This window comes from Enterobacter sp. CC120223-11, assembly GCF_900215375.1.
Lineage (GTDB): Bacteria > Pseudomonadota > Gammaproteobacteria > Enterobacterales > Enterobacteriaceae > Scandinavium.
Map to the genome: position 1 here is coordinate 46550 of NZ_OBEF01000019.1, position 14800 is coordinate 61349.

General features: G+C 58.1%; 15 protein-coding genes. 9 read left to right on the forward strand and 6 right to left on the reverse strand.

Annotation, left to right across the window (positions count from 1 at the left end):
• Window positions 1-138 precede the first annotated feature (138 nt).
• The 7 genes from rhaD (at window position 139) to rhaM (ending at window position 7278) form a co-directional block, all read left to right on the forward strand.
• Entirely contained in the window at window positions 139-969 is an 831-nt protein-coding gene (rhaD, locus tag CRO87_RS18840; RefSeq protein WP_097164465.1) for a rhamnulose-1-phosphate aldolase, read from the forward strand.
• 80 nt (window positions 970-1049) lie between these two features.
• Window positions 1050-2036, forward strand: a complete 987-nt coding sequence (gene rhaS, locus CRO87_RS18845; protein WP_097164466.1) for a rhamnose ABC transporter substrate-binding protein — start codon at window positions 1050-1052, stop codon at window positions 2034-2036.
• Between the two features lie 177 nt (window positions 2037-2213).
• Window positions 2214-3716 carry a sugar ABC transporter ATP-binding protein gene (locus tag CRO87_RS18850; protein ID WP_097164467.1) on the forward strand — a complete coding sequence of 501 codons (1503 nt, stop codon included), beginning with the start codon at window positions 2214-2216 and terminating at the stop codon, window positions 3714-3716.
• Entirely contained in the window at window positions 3716-4717 is a 1002-nt protein-coding gene (locus CRO87_RS18855) for an ABC transporter permease (RefSeq protein WP_176504341.1), read from the forward strand. Before CRO87_RS18850 ends, CRO87_RS18855 begins: the two co-directional genes overlap by 1 nt.
• Entirely contained in the window at window positions 4714-5718 is a 1005-nt protein-coding gene (locus CRO87_RS18860) for an ABC transporter permease (protein ID WP_097164469.1), read from the forward strand. The genes CRO87_RS18855 and CRO87_RS18860 overlap by 4 nt, the downstream gene beginning before the upstream one ends.
• A gap of 100 nt (window positions 5719-5818) precedes the next feature.
• Complete coding sequence (gene fucO, locus CRO87_RS18865) at window positions 5819-6967, forward strand: lactaldehyde reductase (RefSeq protein WP_097164470.1); 1149 nt, start codon at window positions 5819-5821, stop codon at window positions 6965-6967.
• Window positions 6964-7278 (forward strand): L-rhamnose mutarotase, encoded by a 315-nt coding sequence (rhaM, locus tag CRO87_RS18870; protein ID WP_097164471.1) that lies wholly within the window; start codon window positions 6964-6966, stop codon window positions 7276-7278. Before fucO ends, rhaM begins: the two co-directional genes overlap by 4 nt.
• 37 nt (window positions 7279-7315) lie before the next feature.
• Here rhaM and CRO87_RS18875 read toward each other — a convergent pair whose 3' ends face one another.
• From CRO87_RS18875 to CRO87_RS18890, 4 genes are all read right to left on the reverse strand, one after another.
• Window positions 7316-8581, reverse strand: a complete 1266-nt coding sequence (locus tag CRO87_RS18875; RefSeq protein ID WP_097164472.1) for an MFS transporter — start codon at window positions 8579-8581, stop codon at window positions 7316-7318.
• 43 nt (window positions 8582-8624) lie between these two features.
• Window positions 8625-10748: an alpha-galactosidase gene (locus CRO87_RS18880; RefSeq protein WP_097164473.1), complete on the reverse strand. Its 2124-nt coding sequence runs from the start codon at window positions 10746-10748 to the stop codon at window positions 8625-8627.
• Window positions 10749-10852: 104 nt separating this feature from the next.
• A complete protein-coding gene (locus tag CRO87_RS18885) occupies window positions 10853-11848 on the reverse strand; it encodes a LacI family DNA-binding transcriptional regulator (protein ID WP_097164474.1) in 996 nt (331 codons plus the stop codon).
• A 17-nt stretch (window positions 11849-11865) separates the two neighbouring features.
• Window positions 11866-12414 carry a helix-turn-helix domain-containing protein gene (locus CRO87_RS18890; protein WP_097164475.1) on the reverse strand — a complete coding sequence of 183 codons (549 nt, stop codon included), beginning with the start codon at window positions 12412-12414 and terminating at the stop codon, window positions 11866-11868.
• 114 nt (window positions 12415-12528) lie between these two features.
• Here CRO87_RS18890 and CRO87_RS18895 point away from each other — a divergent pair, with 114 nt between their 5' ends.
• Together CRO87_RS18895 and CRO87_RS18900 are read left to right on the forward strand one after the other, a co-directional pair.
• Window positions 12529-13191 carry an AzlC family ABC transporter permease gene (locus CRO87_RS18895; RefSeq protein WP_097164476.1) on the forward strand — a complete coding sequence of 221 codons (663 nt, stop codon included), beginning with the start codon at window positions 12529-12531 and terminating at the stop codon, window positions 13189-13191.
• Window positions 13191-13514 carry an AzlD domain-containing protein gene (locus CRO87_RS18900; protein WP_097164477.1) on the forward strand — a complete coding sequence of 108 codons (324 nt, stop codon included), beginning with the start codon at window positions 13191-13193 and terminating at the stop codon, window positions 13512-13514. Before CRO87_RS18895 ends, CRO87_RS18900 begins: the two co-directional genes overlap by 1 nt.
• Window positions 13515-13565: 51 nt before the next feature.
• Here CRO87_RS18900 and CRO87_RS18905 read toward each other — a convergent pair whose 3' ends face one another.
• Window positions 13566-13778, reverse strand: a complete 213-nt coding sequence (locus CRO87_RS18905) for a DUF1471 domain-containing protein (RefSeq protein ID WP_097164478.1) — start codon at window positions 13776-13778, stop codon at window positions 13566-13568.
• A gap of 128 nt (window positions 13779-13906) precedes the next feature.
• Window positions 13907-14692: a formate dehydrogenase accessory sulfurtransferase FdhD gene (gene fdhD / locus CRO87_RS18910; RefSeq protein WP_217992679.1), complete on the reverse strand. Its 786-nt coding sequence runs from the start codon at window positions 14690-14692 to the stop codon at window positions 13907-13909.
• Between the last annotated feature and the right edge of the window lie 108 nt (window positions 14693-14800).

Below are 14800 nucleotides of genomic sequence, written 5' to 3' on the forward strand. Positions count from 1 at the left end.
ACCGCCCTCTCCCTAACCCTCTCCCACAGGGAGAGGGGACTGTTGAGCGCTCTCCCTCAACCGTAGTCGGTATTCTCCCTCTCCCTGTGGGAGAGGGCCGGGGAGAGGGAATGATTATTTCAAAGGAAACAAAAGACTATGCAGACCATTACCGATTCCTGGTTCGTCCAGGGCATGATCAAAGCCACCACCGATGCCTGGCTGAAAGGCTGGGATGAGCGCAACGGAGGCAACTTGACGCTACGCCTGGACGACGCCGACATCGCGCCATTCGAAGCAGATTTCCACGCGAAGCCACGCTATATAGCTCTGAGCCAACCGATGCCGCTGCTCGCCAACACGCCGTTTATCGTCACCGGTTCCGGCAAATTCTTCCGCAACGTGCAGCTCGACCCGGCGGCAAATTTAGGCATCGTGAAAGTGGACAGCGACGGCGCGGGCTACCACATTCTTTGGGGGCTGACGCACGAAGCGGTACCAACCTCTGAGCTGCCAGCGCACTTCCTTTCCCACTGCGAGCGCATCAAGGCGACCCAGGGCAAAGACCGCGTGATCATGCACTGCCACGCCACCAACCTGATCGCCCTGACCTACGTGCTGGACAACAACACCGACTTCATCACCCGCAAACTGTGGGAAGGCAGCACCGAGTGCCTGGTGGTGTTCCCGGACGGCGTCGGCATTCTGCCGTGGATGGTGCCGGGCACCGATGAAATTGGTGAAGCGACGGCGAAAGATATGCAGAAACATTCGCTGGTGCTGTGGCCGTTCCACGGCGTCTTCGGCAGCGGCCCGACGCTCGATGAGGCTTTTGGCCTGATCGACACCGCCGAAAAATCAGCAGAGGTGCTCGTCAAAGTTTACTCGATGGGCGGCATGAAACAGACCATCACCCGGGAAGAACTGATTGCGCTCGGCAAGCGTTTTGGCGTCACGCCGATGCAGTCGGCTTTAGATTTGTATCCATAAAAACATCGCGCCCCGCTCACCGAGACGGGGCGAATACACACCTGCAATCCCTACAACTAACTCGAAGTGGAGTAAAAGCAATGAAAATAAAAGCAAGCTTGATCCTCACCGTTGCCGCACTGGCGCTGTCCGGTTCCGCATTAGCTGAAGTCAAAATCGCCCTGGTGGCCAAATCGCTGGGAAATGGATTTTTTGAGGCAGCCAACGTCGGCGCTCAGGAAGCGGCAAAAGAGTTAGGTGACGTCAAAGTCATTTATACCGGCCCCACCACCACAACCGCAGAAGCGCAGATCGAAGTGCTGAACGGTCTGATCGCCCAGGGCGTGGATGCGATCGCCATTTCCGCTAACGATCCTGATGCGCTGGTGCCGGTGCTGAAAAAAGCCATGCAGCGCGGAATCAAAGTGGTTTCCTGGGATTCCGGCGTGGCGCTGGCGGGCCGTCAGATCCACCTGAATCCTTCCAATAACGCCCTGATTGGCGAGACCAACGTCAAGCTTGCCGCCGATGCGCTGAAAGCGCTGAACGTGGAGAAAGGCGACGTCGCGGTGCTCAGCGCCACGCCAACCTCCACCAACCAGAACATCTGGATTGCGGAGATGAAAAAGGTGCTACCGCAGTATCCGTCCATCAACCTGGTGACGGTGGCCTACGGCGACGACCTCTCTGACAAAAGCTACCGCGAAGCGGTCGGCCTGCTGAAAACCTACCCGGACCTGAAGGTGATTGTTTCTCCATCCTCCGTCGGCATCGTCGCCGCGGCGCAGGCGGTCAAAGACCAGGGCAAAATCGGCAAAGTTTACGTGACCGGTCTTGGGCTGCCGTCTGAAATGGCCGGGGCGATTAAGTCCGGCGCCAGTAAAAGCTTCGCTATCTGGAACCCTATCGATCTCGGCTATGCGGCAACGTATTTAGCGGACGATCTGGTGAAAGGCAGCGCCACGAAAACCGAAGCCAGCATGGGTAAACTCGGCAAGGTCACGCTCGATGCCGACGGCAACGGCGCGATGGCGAAGCCGTTCGTTTACGATGCCAGCAACATTGATAAGTTCTCCAAAATTTTCTGATTTGAGTGTTCCCCTCTCCCCTGCCCTCTCCCAAAGGGAGAGGGAGAAGATTGTGCTCCGTAGCAGTTCCCTCTCCTCTGGGAGAGGGAGAAGATCGTGCTCCGTAGCAGTTCCCTCTCCCTCTGGGAGAGGGTTAGGGAGAGGGGACATGAATGAATCCAACGCTGGAGAACCATCATGACCCCACTGCTCCAACTCACAGGCATCAGCAAGTTCTTCCCGGGCGTTCGCGCGCTGGAGAACGTGCAGCTCAGCCTGTGGCCCGGCAAAGTCACCGCGCTGATTGGCGAAAACGGTGCCGGTAAATCGACGCTGGTCAAAGTGATGACCGGCATTTATCAGCCCGACGAGGGCGAAATCCTTTATAAAGCGATCCCCATTCAGCTCCCGACGCCGGAATCGGCGCACAAGGTCGGGATCACCGCCATTCATCAGGAAACTGTCCTGTTCGACGAACTTTCCGTCACCGAGAACATTTTTGCCGGCCAGTACCTGCACAAAGGCTGGCTGAAAAAGCTCGACTGGCCTGAGATGCACCGCCGGGCACAGGCCCTGCTGGCGCGTCTGGAAGTGCAGATTGATCCGCGCGCGACGCTGAAAACCCTGAGCATCGCCCAGCGCCATATGGTGGCCATTGCCCGGGCGCTGTCGTTTGATGCGCAGGTGGTGATCCTTGATGAGCCTACCGCCGCCCTTTCCCAGCATGAGATTCTGGAGTTTTATCAGATTGTTGAGCGACTCAAGCAGGACGGCAAAGCCATTCTGTTTATCTCTCACAAGTTCGATGAAATCTTCGAACTGGCCGATCACTACACCATTTTGCGCGACGGCGTGTTTGTCGCCGAAGGGAACATCCACGACATCACCGAGGAGAAAATGGTGGCGATGATGGTCGGGCGCGCCATCACCCAGACCTTCCCGAAAGTGGCCTGCGAACCGGGCGAGACGGTGCTGGAAGTGAAAGGCCTGTGCCATCCCACCGAGTTTGCCCATATCAACTTCACGCTGCGCAAAGGCGAAATTCTCGGTTTTTATGGCCTCGTCGGCGCCGGGCGAACGGAGCTGATGCAGGCGCTTTCCGGCGTCACCCAACCCTCTGCCGGGGAGATCGTGCTCAACGGCAGGACTGTCCATTTCCACCAGCCAGCCGATGCGATAAGCGCCGGGATTGTTTGCGTGCCGGAAGAGCGGCAAAAGCAGGGGGCGATTATCGAGCTGCCCATCGCGCAGAACATCAGCCTGCCGCAGCTGCGCAAACTCAACCCGAACGGCATCCTGCATGACGACCGCGAATGGAAACTTGCAGATAACTACGCCCGCCGTTTGCAGGTCAAAGCGGCCAGCTGGCGGCAGCCGGTCGAAACGCTCTCCGGCGGCAATCAGCAGAAAGTGGTGATCGGCAAATGGCTCGCCACGCACCCGGACGTGATCATTCTGGATGAGCCGACCAAGGGCATTGATATCGGCTCGAAAGCCGCAGTACACCAGTTTATGTCCGAGCTGGTCGGGCTGGGCCTCGCGGTGATCATGGTGTCGTCGGAGCTGCCGGAGGTGATGGGCATGGCCGATCGCATCATTGTGATGCACGAAGGGCTGATGGTGGCGGAATACCGGGCGGGCGAAGCGTCGGCGGAAGTGATCGTCAGCGCCGCCAGCGGTGCAGGCAGGGAGGCAGCGTGATGCAACAGTTCCTGAAACATCGTGAAGCGCTGCTGGCCGCGGTGATCGTGCTGCTGATTGTGGCGATCGGCAGCCGTACGCCGTCGTTTATCGCGCCGGGCAACCTGGTTGAGATGTTCAACGACACGGCGATTCTCATCATTCTGGCACTCGGCCAGATGATGGTGCTGCTGACCAAAGGCATCGACCTGTCGATGGCGGCCAACCTCGCGCTCACCGGCATGATTGTTGCCCTGCTTAATTTCCATTACCCCGCCATTCCGGTCGTGGCCTTGCTGGCGCTGGCGACGGTGCTTGGCCTGCTGATGGGCATCATCAACGGGCTACTGGTGTGGAAACTCGGCATTCCGGCAATCGTGGTGACGCTTGGCACCATGAGCATTTACCGCGGCATTGTCTTTCTGCTTTCAAACGGCGGCTGGGTGAACGCCAATCAGATGAGCGCTGATTTTCTCGGCCTGCCGCGCGCCTCGCTGCTGGGGCTGCCGGTGCTGAGCTGGTTTGCCATTGCCGCCCTCTTCGTCGTCGGGTATTTCCTGCGTTACAGCCGCACCGGGCGGGCGCTCTACACCGCAGGCGGCAACGCCACGGCGGCGTACTACACAGGGATCAACGCCGGGAAAATGCAGTTTGTCAGCTTCTGCCTCTCCGGCGCGCTGGCCGGGTTCTGCGGCTATCTGTGGATTTCCCGCTTTGCGGTGGCCTACGTCGACGTCGCCAACGGCTTTGAATTACAGGTCGTTGCCGCCTGCGTGATTGGCGGGATCAGCACCATGGGCGGCACCGGGCGCGTGCTCGGCTGCATGCTCGGGGCACTGTTCCTCGGCGTCATCAACAATGCACTGCCGGTGATTGGCGTCTCGCCATTCTGGCAGATGGCGATTTCCGGCGCGGTTATCGTGATTGCGGTGGTCCTCAACGAGCGCGGCAACAAGCGCAAAGGGCGACTTATCCTGCGTGATGCCGCAATGGCGCGGCAAAAACTGGCGGTGAAATCATGAGCAAAATGCTGACAAACGAAGAAGTCCAGCCAGTACCGCAAACACCAACGCTTTTCCAGCGCCTGGCGTGCTGGGAAGGTTTTTTGCTGGCGGTGACCCTGGCCGTGTTTGTGGGCAACGCCTTTGCGTCGCCCTACTTCCTCAACATCTGGAACCTGTCGGATGCCACCTTCAACTTCACCGAAAAGGCGATCATCGTGCTGCCGATGGCGATGCTGATCATCGCCCGCGAAATTGATCTCTCGGTGGCGGCGATCATCGCGCTCAGCTCCACGGCGATGGGCTTCTGCGCGGCTGCGGGAATGGATACGCCGCTGCTGGTGTGCGTCGGGCTTGGGGTTGGCGTGGCGTGCGGGCTGGTGAACGGGCTGCTGGTCACCCGGCTGAATCTTTCGTCCATCGTGATAACCATCGGCACCATGAGTCTGTTCCGCGGCATCTCCTACATCCTGCTCGGCGATCAGGCCCTGAACCAGTACCCGGCAAGCTTCGCCTGGTTTGGTCAGGGTTACGTGTGGGGCGCGCTGTCGTTCGAGTTTGCGCTGTTTATCGTGCTCGCGGCGGTGTTCACCTTCGTGCTGCACCGAACCAACTTTGGCCGCCGTACCTTTGCCATCGGCAATAACCCGACCGGCGCGTGGTTTTCGGGGATCAACGTTAAGCGTCACAACCTGATTCTGTTCGTGCTGGTCGGGTTGATGTCCGGCCTTGCCGCGGTGCTTTTGACGTCACGTTTAGGCAGCACGCGCCCCACCATTGCCATGGGCTGGGAGCTAGCCGTGGTGACGATGGCGGTGCTCGGCGGCATCAATATTTTAGGCGGCTCCGGCAGCATGGTCGGTGTGATCATCGCCGCCTTCCTGATGGGACTGGTGACCTTCGGCCTGAGCCTGCTCAACGTGCCGGGCATCGTGATGTCAATCATCATCGGCGCGATGCTGATCGTGGTGATTTCGCTGCCGATTATTGCGCGGCGGATTTTACAACGGAGAAGGATTTAACTGCCGGGTGGCACTTCGTTTACCCGGCCTACCTGAACGTAGGCCCGTGCAAGCGCCGCGCCGCCGGGCATAAAAATCATCGTAATTAAGGAGAATAAACATGAGCTTTATGTTGGCACTGCCGAAAATCAGCCTGCACGGCGCGGGCGCAATTGGCGATATGGTGAATCTGGTGGCGGGCAAGCAGTGGGGTAAAGCGCTGATTGTCACCGACGGCCAGCTGGTAAAAATGGGCCTGCTCAATGCCCTTTTTGCTGCGCTGGACGAGCATCAGATGTCTTATCACCTCTTCGATGAAGTGTTCCCGAACCCGACGGAAGCGCTGGTGCAGAAAGGTTTTCGCGCCTACCGGGATGCAGGCTGCGATTACATTATCGCCTTCGGCGGCGGCAGCCCGATAGACACCGCCAAGGCGGTGAAAATCCTCACCGCGAACCCTGGCCCGTCTACAAACTACTCCGGCGTCGGCAAAGTCAAAAACGCGGGCGTGCCGCTGGTCGCCATCAATACCACCGCCGGTACGGCGGCGGAGATGACCAGCAACGCGGTGATTATTGACAGCGAGCGTCAGGTCAAAGAAGTGATCATCGACTCAAACATTATCCCAGATATCGCCGTGGATGATGCCAGCGTGATGCTCGACATTCCGGCTGCCGTGACCGCAGCCACTGGCATGGATGCGCTGACGCACGCCGTTGAAGCCTACGTTTCCGTCGGCGCGCACCCGCTCACCGACGCTAACGCCCTGGAAGCGATTCGCCTGATTACGCTGTGGCTGCCAAAAGCGGTCGATAACGGTCACAACCTCGAAGCCCGCGAGCAGATGGCCTTCGGTCAGTATCTGGCGGGCATGGCCTTTAACAGCGCCGGACTCGGCCTGGTGCACGCGCTGGCGCATCAGCCCGGCGCCACGCATAACCTGCCGCACGGCGTCTGCAACGCCATCCTGCTGCCGATCATCGAAAACTTTAACCGTCCGAACGCCGTGGCCCGCTTTGCTCGCGTGGCACATGCGATGGGCGTCGACACGCGCGGCATGAGCGATGAAGCCGCCAGCATGGCCGCGATTCAGGCCATTCGCGATCTCAGCGCCCGCGTCGGCATTCCTGCCGGTTTCAGCCAGCTCGGCGTCACCAAAGCCGATATCGAAGGCTGGCTGGACAAAGCCCTCGCCGACCCATGCGCGCCCTGTAACCCGCGCACCGCCAGCCGCGACGAAGTGCGCGAGCTCTACCTGGAGGCCTTATGATCCGCAAAGCTTTTGTGATGCAGGTACATCCGCACACCCATGAAGAGTATGAACGCCGCCACAACCCTATCTGGCCGGAGCTGGAAGCCGTGCTGAAAGATCATGGCGCACACCACTACGCTATCTACCTCGACAAGACCCGCAACCTGCTGTTCGCGACGGTCGAAATCGAGTCGGAGGAGCGCTGGAATGCGGTTGCCAGCACCGACGTCTGCCAGCGCTGGTGGAAATATATGGGGGAAGTGATGCCGTCGAACCCGGACAACAGCCCGCTGAGTTCGGCGCTGAAAGAGGTGTTTTACCTGGCCTGATATGATGACGCTGCCGCGAATGCGGCAGCGTTCTGAGTTAACTCACTTCAACCGTGTTGCTGCGCGCCGCAATTTCTTTCCTGCTGCTCAGCGTAAATGCCGACACCGCCGTAATCGCCAGGACAAAACAGCCCAGCATCAGATAGGTTTCCTGGAAACCAATCCGGTCATACATATTGCCGGCAAAGGCGGAGAGGAATATCGCCGCGGACTGCTTGGCAAACTGGAAGCCAATCAGATAGATAGTGGCGGAAAGACGGGTATCGAATACGCCCGTGATGTACTTGAAAGCACCGACCAGCAGGAAAGGCACTTCCAGCGCGTGCAGCATCTTCAGGGCAACCACTTCCACCGCCGTGGTAGCAAACGACGAGCCGATGATGCGCGTCGCCATAATCAGCCCGGCAATGAGCAATGTGTTTTTGGCACCGATGCGGTTAATAATCCACGGCGAGCAGAACATGATGATCGCGTTACAGATTTCCCCGGCCGTGGTGGCAAAACCAAAGGCACGCGTCCCTTCTTCTGGCGTCGCGAAGAACGTTTTAAAGAAGGTGGCAAACTGCTGATCGAAGACGTCATAGACGCAGGCCACGCCAATCACGTAAAGGATAAACATCCACATTCTGCGTTGGCGGAAAAGATTGAAAACGGTTTTCGCCGTGATTTGCGGCTGGTTTGCGCCAAGCGCATTCATCACCTGTGCCGTCTGGTTAGGTTTAGGCTTCGCGACCACCAGCAACAGCATCAGCAACAGTGCGGCCGCCGACCCCATCCAGAACACATAAGAAGGATCGATGCTGAACAGAATCCCGCCTGTTGAAGCGCATAAGCCCCAGCCAAGACAGCCGAACATGCGCGCTTTACCGTATTCGAAGAAGCTGTTGCGGCTCACGCGTTCAATGTAGGCCTCAATCGCCCCCGACCCCGCCGAGAACACAAACCCGATATAAAAACCCCCGCTCAGTGCGCCAAGCCAGATATTGGTTTTGAGCAAAGGCGCGAAGACGTACAGAAAGAACGGTGCGAACAAAAACAGAAGTACGGCGATAATCCACAGCAGGTGCTTTTTCAGCCCCAGCTTGTCCGAAATCACCCCCAGTACAGGCTGGAAAGCAATGGCGGAAAGCGAGATGCAGGAGAACACAATCCCGGTATGGGTTTTGTTCAGGCCGATGATGTCCGACAGCCAGATAGGCAGGAACGGAAAGCAGGTGGCCATGATGAAAAAGTAGAGAAAGAAGAACAGCCCGAAGATCCAGAAGTTAGGGTTGTCTTTGTGAGTACAGGTTGTCGTGTTCATTATTGTTATCCTCAACTCGGGCCGGTTTCCCGGCCCGTCACCTTTACACGCGTTCCACGCCAATCAGAATGGCGGTTTCCGGATCCAGAATCGGCAGCGCAATGCCCGCCTGCATCAGCCATTCGCCGCTTGCCGTTTGCGATGTCTCCATCCATTCCGGCAACTTACGCATGGTATGCCCGCCCTTGCCCGTTAAGCGGATATTCGGGTGATCGAGCAACGTGATACGGTACTGTGCCCCCGGCTCCAGCCCTGGCATCCGCAGCGGCATCATCAGGGTGTAGTCCGGCATCGCCAGCTGGCTGACGATATAGAGCCCCTGCTTTTTGTCCTGACTGACGATGCCCTGCGCCAGAGTGCTGGCATCAGGCATGTCCACACGCCACTGGGTACCATGATGAATAACCTCCCGCCACTGCTTATGTAACGCCGCATAGCGACGGTAGCCTTCGCGCTCATCGGCATCCACGGTTAGCGGGTCTAACTCCAGTCCCATATGACCGAACAGCGCGGTCAGGCCGCGGAATTCGATGGCGTGCTGGCGGAAAGTAGCATGGCATTTATGATGACCGATATGTGCGCCCATCACCTCTGGCGGGAAGAAATAGCTCATACCGCGCTGAATGGTGTTGCGCTCCAGCGCGTCGTTGTTGTCGGAAGCCCAAAAGCGGTGGCTGCGGGTCAGCACTTCATAATCGATTCGCCCGCCGCCGGAGGAGCAGGATTCAAACTCAATGTGCGGAAAACGCTCGCCCAGCACGTCTAAAAGGCGATAAAACTGGCGAGTTTGCGCATCGGCGGCAGCTTTGCCGTTGTGCCCTGGCTGCACCAGCTCGCGGTTCATATCCCATTTCACATAGTCGACCGCGTGCTCCCCCAACAGCCAGCTCATGCGCTCCACAAGATAATCAAAGGCTTGTGGAATGTTCAGGTTGAGCACCAGCTGATGACGCCCGGTCGCCTGTTTGTAGCCCGGCAGCGCCAGCACCCAGTCGGGGTGCGCGCGATACAAATCGGAGTCAGGGCTTATCATTTCTGGCTCGACCCAGATCCCAAACTCCATGGCCAGGGATTTAACGTGATTGATGACCGGCGTCAGGCCTTGCGGATATTTTTCCTCATCGAGATACCAGTCGCCCAGCGCACGGCAATCGTCGCTGCGGCCCTTGTACCAGCCGTCATCAATGATAAAGCGCTCCACGCCCAGCGCCGCAGCCTCATCGGCCATGCGCATGATGTAGTCCGGATCGTGGTTGAAGTAGATGCCTTCCCAGGTATTGAGGTGAACCGGGCGCGGTTTGTTTTCCGGGAAGCGGATAATGTTATCGCGCAGATAGCGGTGGTACTGTTGGCTCATACCGTTCAGCCCGCACGGGGAGTAACTCGCATACAGGCGCGGCGTCCACAGGGTGTCGCCTTCTTCAATCGCCATCTCTCCTGGCAGATAGAGCGCTTCGGCCTGCAGATAACGACGGCCATCGGTTTTGGCTTCCGCGCGCAGGCGATGGTTACCACTCCAGCCGAGATGCGCGCCCCACACGTCGCCCTGCATTTCACCAAACGCCGGCGTGCCAGCGATAAGCGCTGGAAAGTGTTCGTGGGACGTTTTGCCGCGGCGGTTTTCAATCACAAAGCTGTCGTGTTCAAGCTTCACGCGGTGCGGCTGGAATTCATGGATCCAACGGCCATGAAAGGCCATCACTTCATGTGCTCGCTCAGCGATCGGTAGCGTCACGGCAAAGCGGTCAACCTGCCATGCCAGCGCCCTAAGGTTGGTTAAACCATGACGAACCACCAGCACCCCGCTCTGATCAAGCGTCATTTCGCTGGTCAGCCGTAATCCGGCCAGCTCATCTTCCGCCGTTACCGTCACTGCTTGCCCTTGATGCTGCACGTTTATCGTTTTGAATACCGGCGAGCCGTCTTGTCCCTGACGATGGCCCTCTATCCCCGGTGAGCCAAACAGCCCGTGACCCAGCTCAGCCATCAGCGTGATCGGGGAATCAACATCCAGCCTGCCGTTGGCTATCGGCCGGGAGAGGCTGTGTACATCCTGCGGCGAAAAGTACTGAAGATGCGGCCCCCAGTAGAGAATTTCGGCGAATGGGTGGGTTTTTATCACCACATCAACCGTTTTGCTTTCAAGTCGTAAAATGGAATCGTGCATCAGACATCTCCTGTCATCTGGATGGTCTGAGTGTTGATCCGAAACGTTTCGGATGAGAACCAAAACGTTTCGGATTTGTGATCGGGTTTAGAAAATTGAGGCGATCAGGCCGTAATGCCTGGGAAAAACGCTGGCTGCCAGAGAACCTGGAGCTGAGATACATCGTCGCCGTTAATCAGCTGCCGCACCATGTCGGCTATCTGTTTCCCGACGCCCTGACGGGTGGACTGAATCACTGCCGCCACGTCGATATCGACAATGCTGTCCTGCGGCAGACCGTCGTAAACCACCAGCGAGACGGCATTGTCACCCGTAAGACGACCAAGCTGCGCCAGCGCCATCGCCGCGCCGTCGCCGTGGGTATTACAGTCGGTAACGATCGCGCTCGGCGGCTGCGGCAGGGAGAGTAATTCGTGGGTTGCGGCATAACCTGCACGGCGCGAGGGTGGCATGGCACGCAGCCATTCACTGGAAAGACCCGCTTCTGTTAGCGCATCCAGATAGCCCTGACGACGCTGGGTAATGAAGGCCTGATTGTTGCTCTCACCCAACAGGGCAATGCGCCGATGACCTTTGTCGATAAGCCAACGCGTGGCCTGCCGGGTACCGGCATAGTTGTCGAAATCAAACCAGGCGTAAGGCTGTGACAGCTGGCTGCGGCCCAGCGCCAGGAAAGGAAACCCGGCGGCCTGCAACTGCTCCAGGCGCGGGTCGTGATCCAGCGTATGCGCCACAATCAGCGCATCCACGCGACGGCTCTGCACCATGCGCATATAGCTGTGTTTGTCGGCCAGGTCGTCATCGGCAATCAGCAGAAGATCGATTTCATGTCGCGCAAGTTCGTGGCTAATTTCGCCAACCATGTCCATAAATACGCTGTTATTGAGCGGAACAGGATGCACCGGAAAGACCAGCCCCACGGCGTCAATTTTGCCCATTTTCAGACGACGAGCAAAGGTGTTGGGCCGATAGCCACGGCGCTGAGCCTCTGCTTCTACGCGAGCGCGCGTCTCACTGGAAACGTCATCATATCCGTTCAGGGCACGGCTGACCGTGGTAACGGACAGCCCCAGTTCTTTGGCAATGGCTTTAAGTGACATGATTTCCCGTATCTTCGTTAATTCTGTTCCGCCACCAACAGCGCGTGGGTATCCGGCTCCAGCGCCTTGAAAACGTGCTCGCGATCGGCAGGATAGCAGATGTAATCCCCTTCGCTCAGCTCTTCGGGTGCTTCGGTCAGCCCCACCAGCGCACGGCCCTGGGTGACAATGATGTGTTCAACGGAACCCGGCGGGTGCGGCTGGGAAATGCGATCTGCACCCGGCTGCGTCATCAGCAGGTAGATATCGCGGCGCGCGCCCGGTGGGCAGGTTGCCAGCAAAATGGCCTGATAGTTGGCCTGCTCGGCCACCACTTTTGTGCCTTCACCACGGCGAATCACCTGCGTGGTCGCCATCTGCGGCTCGAGCAGACGCGCAAAGGGAATATCCAGCGCAACGCAAAGCGACCACAGCGTTTCCAGACTCGGATTACCGTTCCCGGCTTCGAGCTGCGACAGCGTGGATTTGGCGATCCCGGCTCTGCGGGCAATTTCCGCCAACGACAGCCCGGTTCTCTGGCGCTCCCGCACCAGGCTTTTGGCGATCACGCTGATTGGCTGCGTCATACACGGCTCCGTATTTCTTTGGGTATAATCTTATATCGAACGAATCGTTCATCTTGAAAAACGATCTGACTGCGTTCATTATAATGGAAACTCGTTCGATATGGCTAAATTTGTATGCTCAGACACTCTCTCGCCTGCCTGAAAGGCGACACCATCAAGGCAATCCTGCTGGTCGACATTGCCGTCGGCGTGGTTGGCGTTTCCTACGGCTCGCTGGCGATGTCGTGGGGTTTTCCATTGTGGGTGCCGCTGGCGCTCTCGACGCTGGTGCTGGCAGGCGCGTCCGAGTTTATGTTTATCGGCATTATCGTCAGCGGCGGTAACCCGCTGGCCGCCGCCGCCGCCGGGCTGCTGGTCAATGCGCGTCATATACCCTTTGGCGTCGCGGTGCGCGACCTGGTCGGCAAGCGTGCGACAGGCCTGCTGGGCTGCCATATCATGAACGATGAGAGCGTGGTGTTCGGGATGTCGCAGCCAACGGCAGAGCAGCGTAAAGCGGCCTACTGGCTTTGCGGTTGCGGGGTCGCCATCCTTTGGCCGCTGGGCGTGCTGCTTGGCAGCGGCGTCGGCAAACTTCTGCCTTCTCCGGAAACTATCGGCCTCGACGCGGTATTCCCCGCTATTCTTTTGGCCTTAGTGATCCCTGCGTTTAAAAAGCGCACCACGCTGATTCGCGCCCTGAGCGGCGCGGTGATTTCGCTGGCTTCAGTGCCATTTACGCCTGCGGGTGTGCCAGTGCTGCTGTCGCTGTTTGGTCTTCTGGCGAGGAAAAAATAATGGGCGAGACGTTGTGGATTATTGCCGGGATCGCGGTGCTCTCCGTCGGAACCTACCTGATGCGCTTTGGCGGCACAAAGCTCGGCAACAAGCTGGCGCTCTCTGAGCGTTCGCAGGCCATGCTCAACGATGCGGCCACCACGCTGCTGTTCGCCGTGGCGCTGGCCGCCACCTTCTTTGAAGGCAGCCATTTTGCCGGCAGCGCCCGCGTGCTCGGCGTGGCGGTGGCCGTTTTCCTGGCGTGGCGTAAGGTGCCGTTAATCTTCGTGATCCTCGCTGCTGCAGCGGTGACGGCTTTGCTGAGGCTGGCAGGACTTCACTGATTCAGACATAAAAAAAGCGCCCGAAGGCGCTCTTTCTGCAGTCGAACTCGATTATTTATTCAGTTCAGCAGTCATATGCACTTTGTTGCCGGTGAATGCCTGGGTGATTTTGTAGGAAGTGGCACCCGCTTCCTGAGCCTGGGCAGCAATTTTCGCTTCTGCACCGTCGAGGGTTGAGGAAGTTGCGGTCACAGTCTGTGCTGCGAATGAACCGAAAGAAGTAGCCAGAGCGATAACTGCGACAAAAGTTTTGATGCTTTTCATGATGTAAACCCTTCAATTAAGTTGTTTGCGTAAGGCACTGTGCCTTGATGTGATAAATAATAGCCTCACAACGCCACAACGAATAGCGGAAGGTTTTGCTTACGTCATTCAATTTTTTTGACCAATAATCACACACCCAATAAGCGCTGCGGGTGGGTATAGATTGTCGCCCTGCCGGGCTTGCAGAATCCCACCAGCGTCAGGTTGCAGCGTTCGGCAACGTCAACGGCGAGCGTGGTGGCCGCCGAGACCGCAAAGAGGATTTCGACGCCGCACATTGCCGCCTTCTGCACCATTTCATAGCTCGCCCGGCTGGACACCAGCCCCGCGCCCTTATGCCAGCTCTCGCCTTCCCCGGCACGTTTGCCAAGCAGCTTATCCAGCGCCACGTGGCGGCCCACATCTTCCAGCCCGCCCGCAAGCTTGCCGTCTGGCATAACCCAGGCAGCGGCGTGCGTGCAGCCCGTCATGCGGCCCACAGGCTGGACGTCGTTCAAATGTTCGAGGGCAAGATCGAGGTATTTCAGGTTGAAGCTCTGGGTGAAAGGCAGCGGCGTGACCGGGCGGCCAACGTCATTGAGCTGCTCCACACCGCAGACGCCGCAGCCGGTACGTCCGGCCAGCGCCCGACGCCGCTCTTTAAGCGCCATAAAGCGGCGGCTGGAAAGCTCAATGCGAACTTCCAGACCGTTACAGACCGGAACCACATCCATACCGTAAATTTCCGAACGGCTTTCAATAATCCCTTCGGATAAGGAAAAACCGACGGCGAACAGCGCAAGATCTTTCGGCGTTGCCATCATCACCACATGGGAGATGCCGTTGTAAACCAGCGCCACAGGCACTTCCTCGGCGAGTTCATCCTGCCGGGCGAGCTGTAAATCCTGGCGATGCCAGAGGCTGACCTGGCGCATTCCAGTGAGTTCACTCACATTTTCGATCTGTATTGATGGGTTTTCATTCACTTTGTATTAACCCTATTGGAACAAGCATACACACAATGTGGTATTCTGAAGGCATAT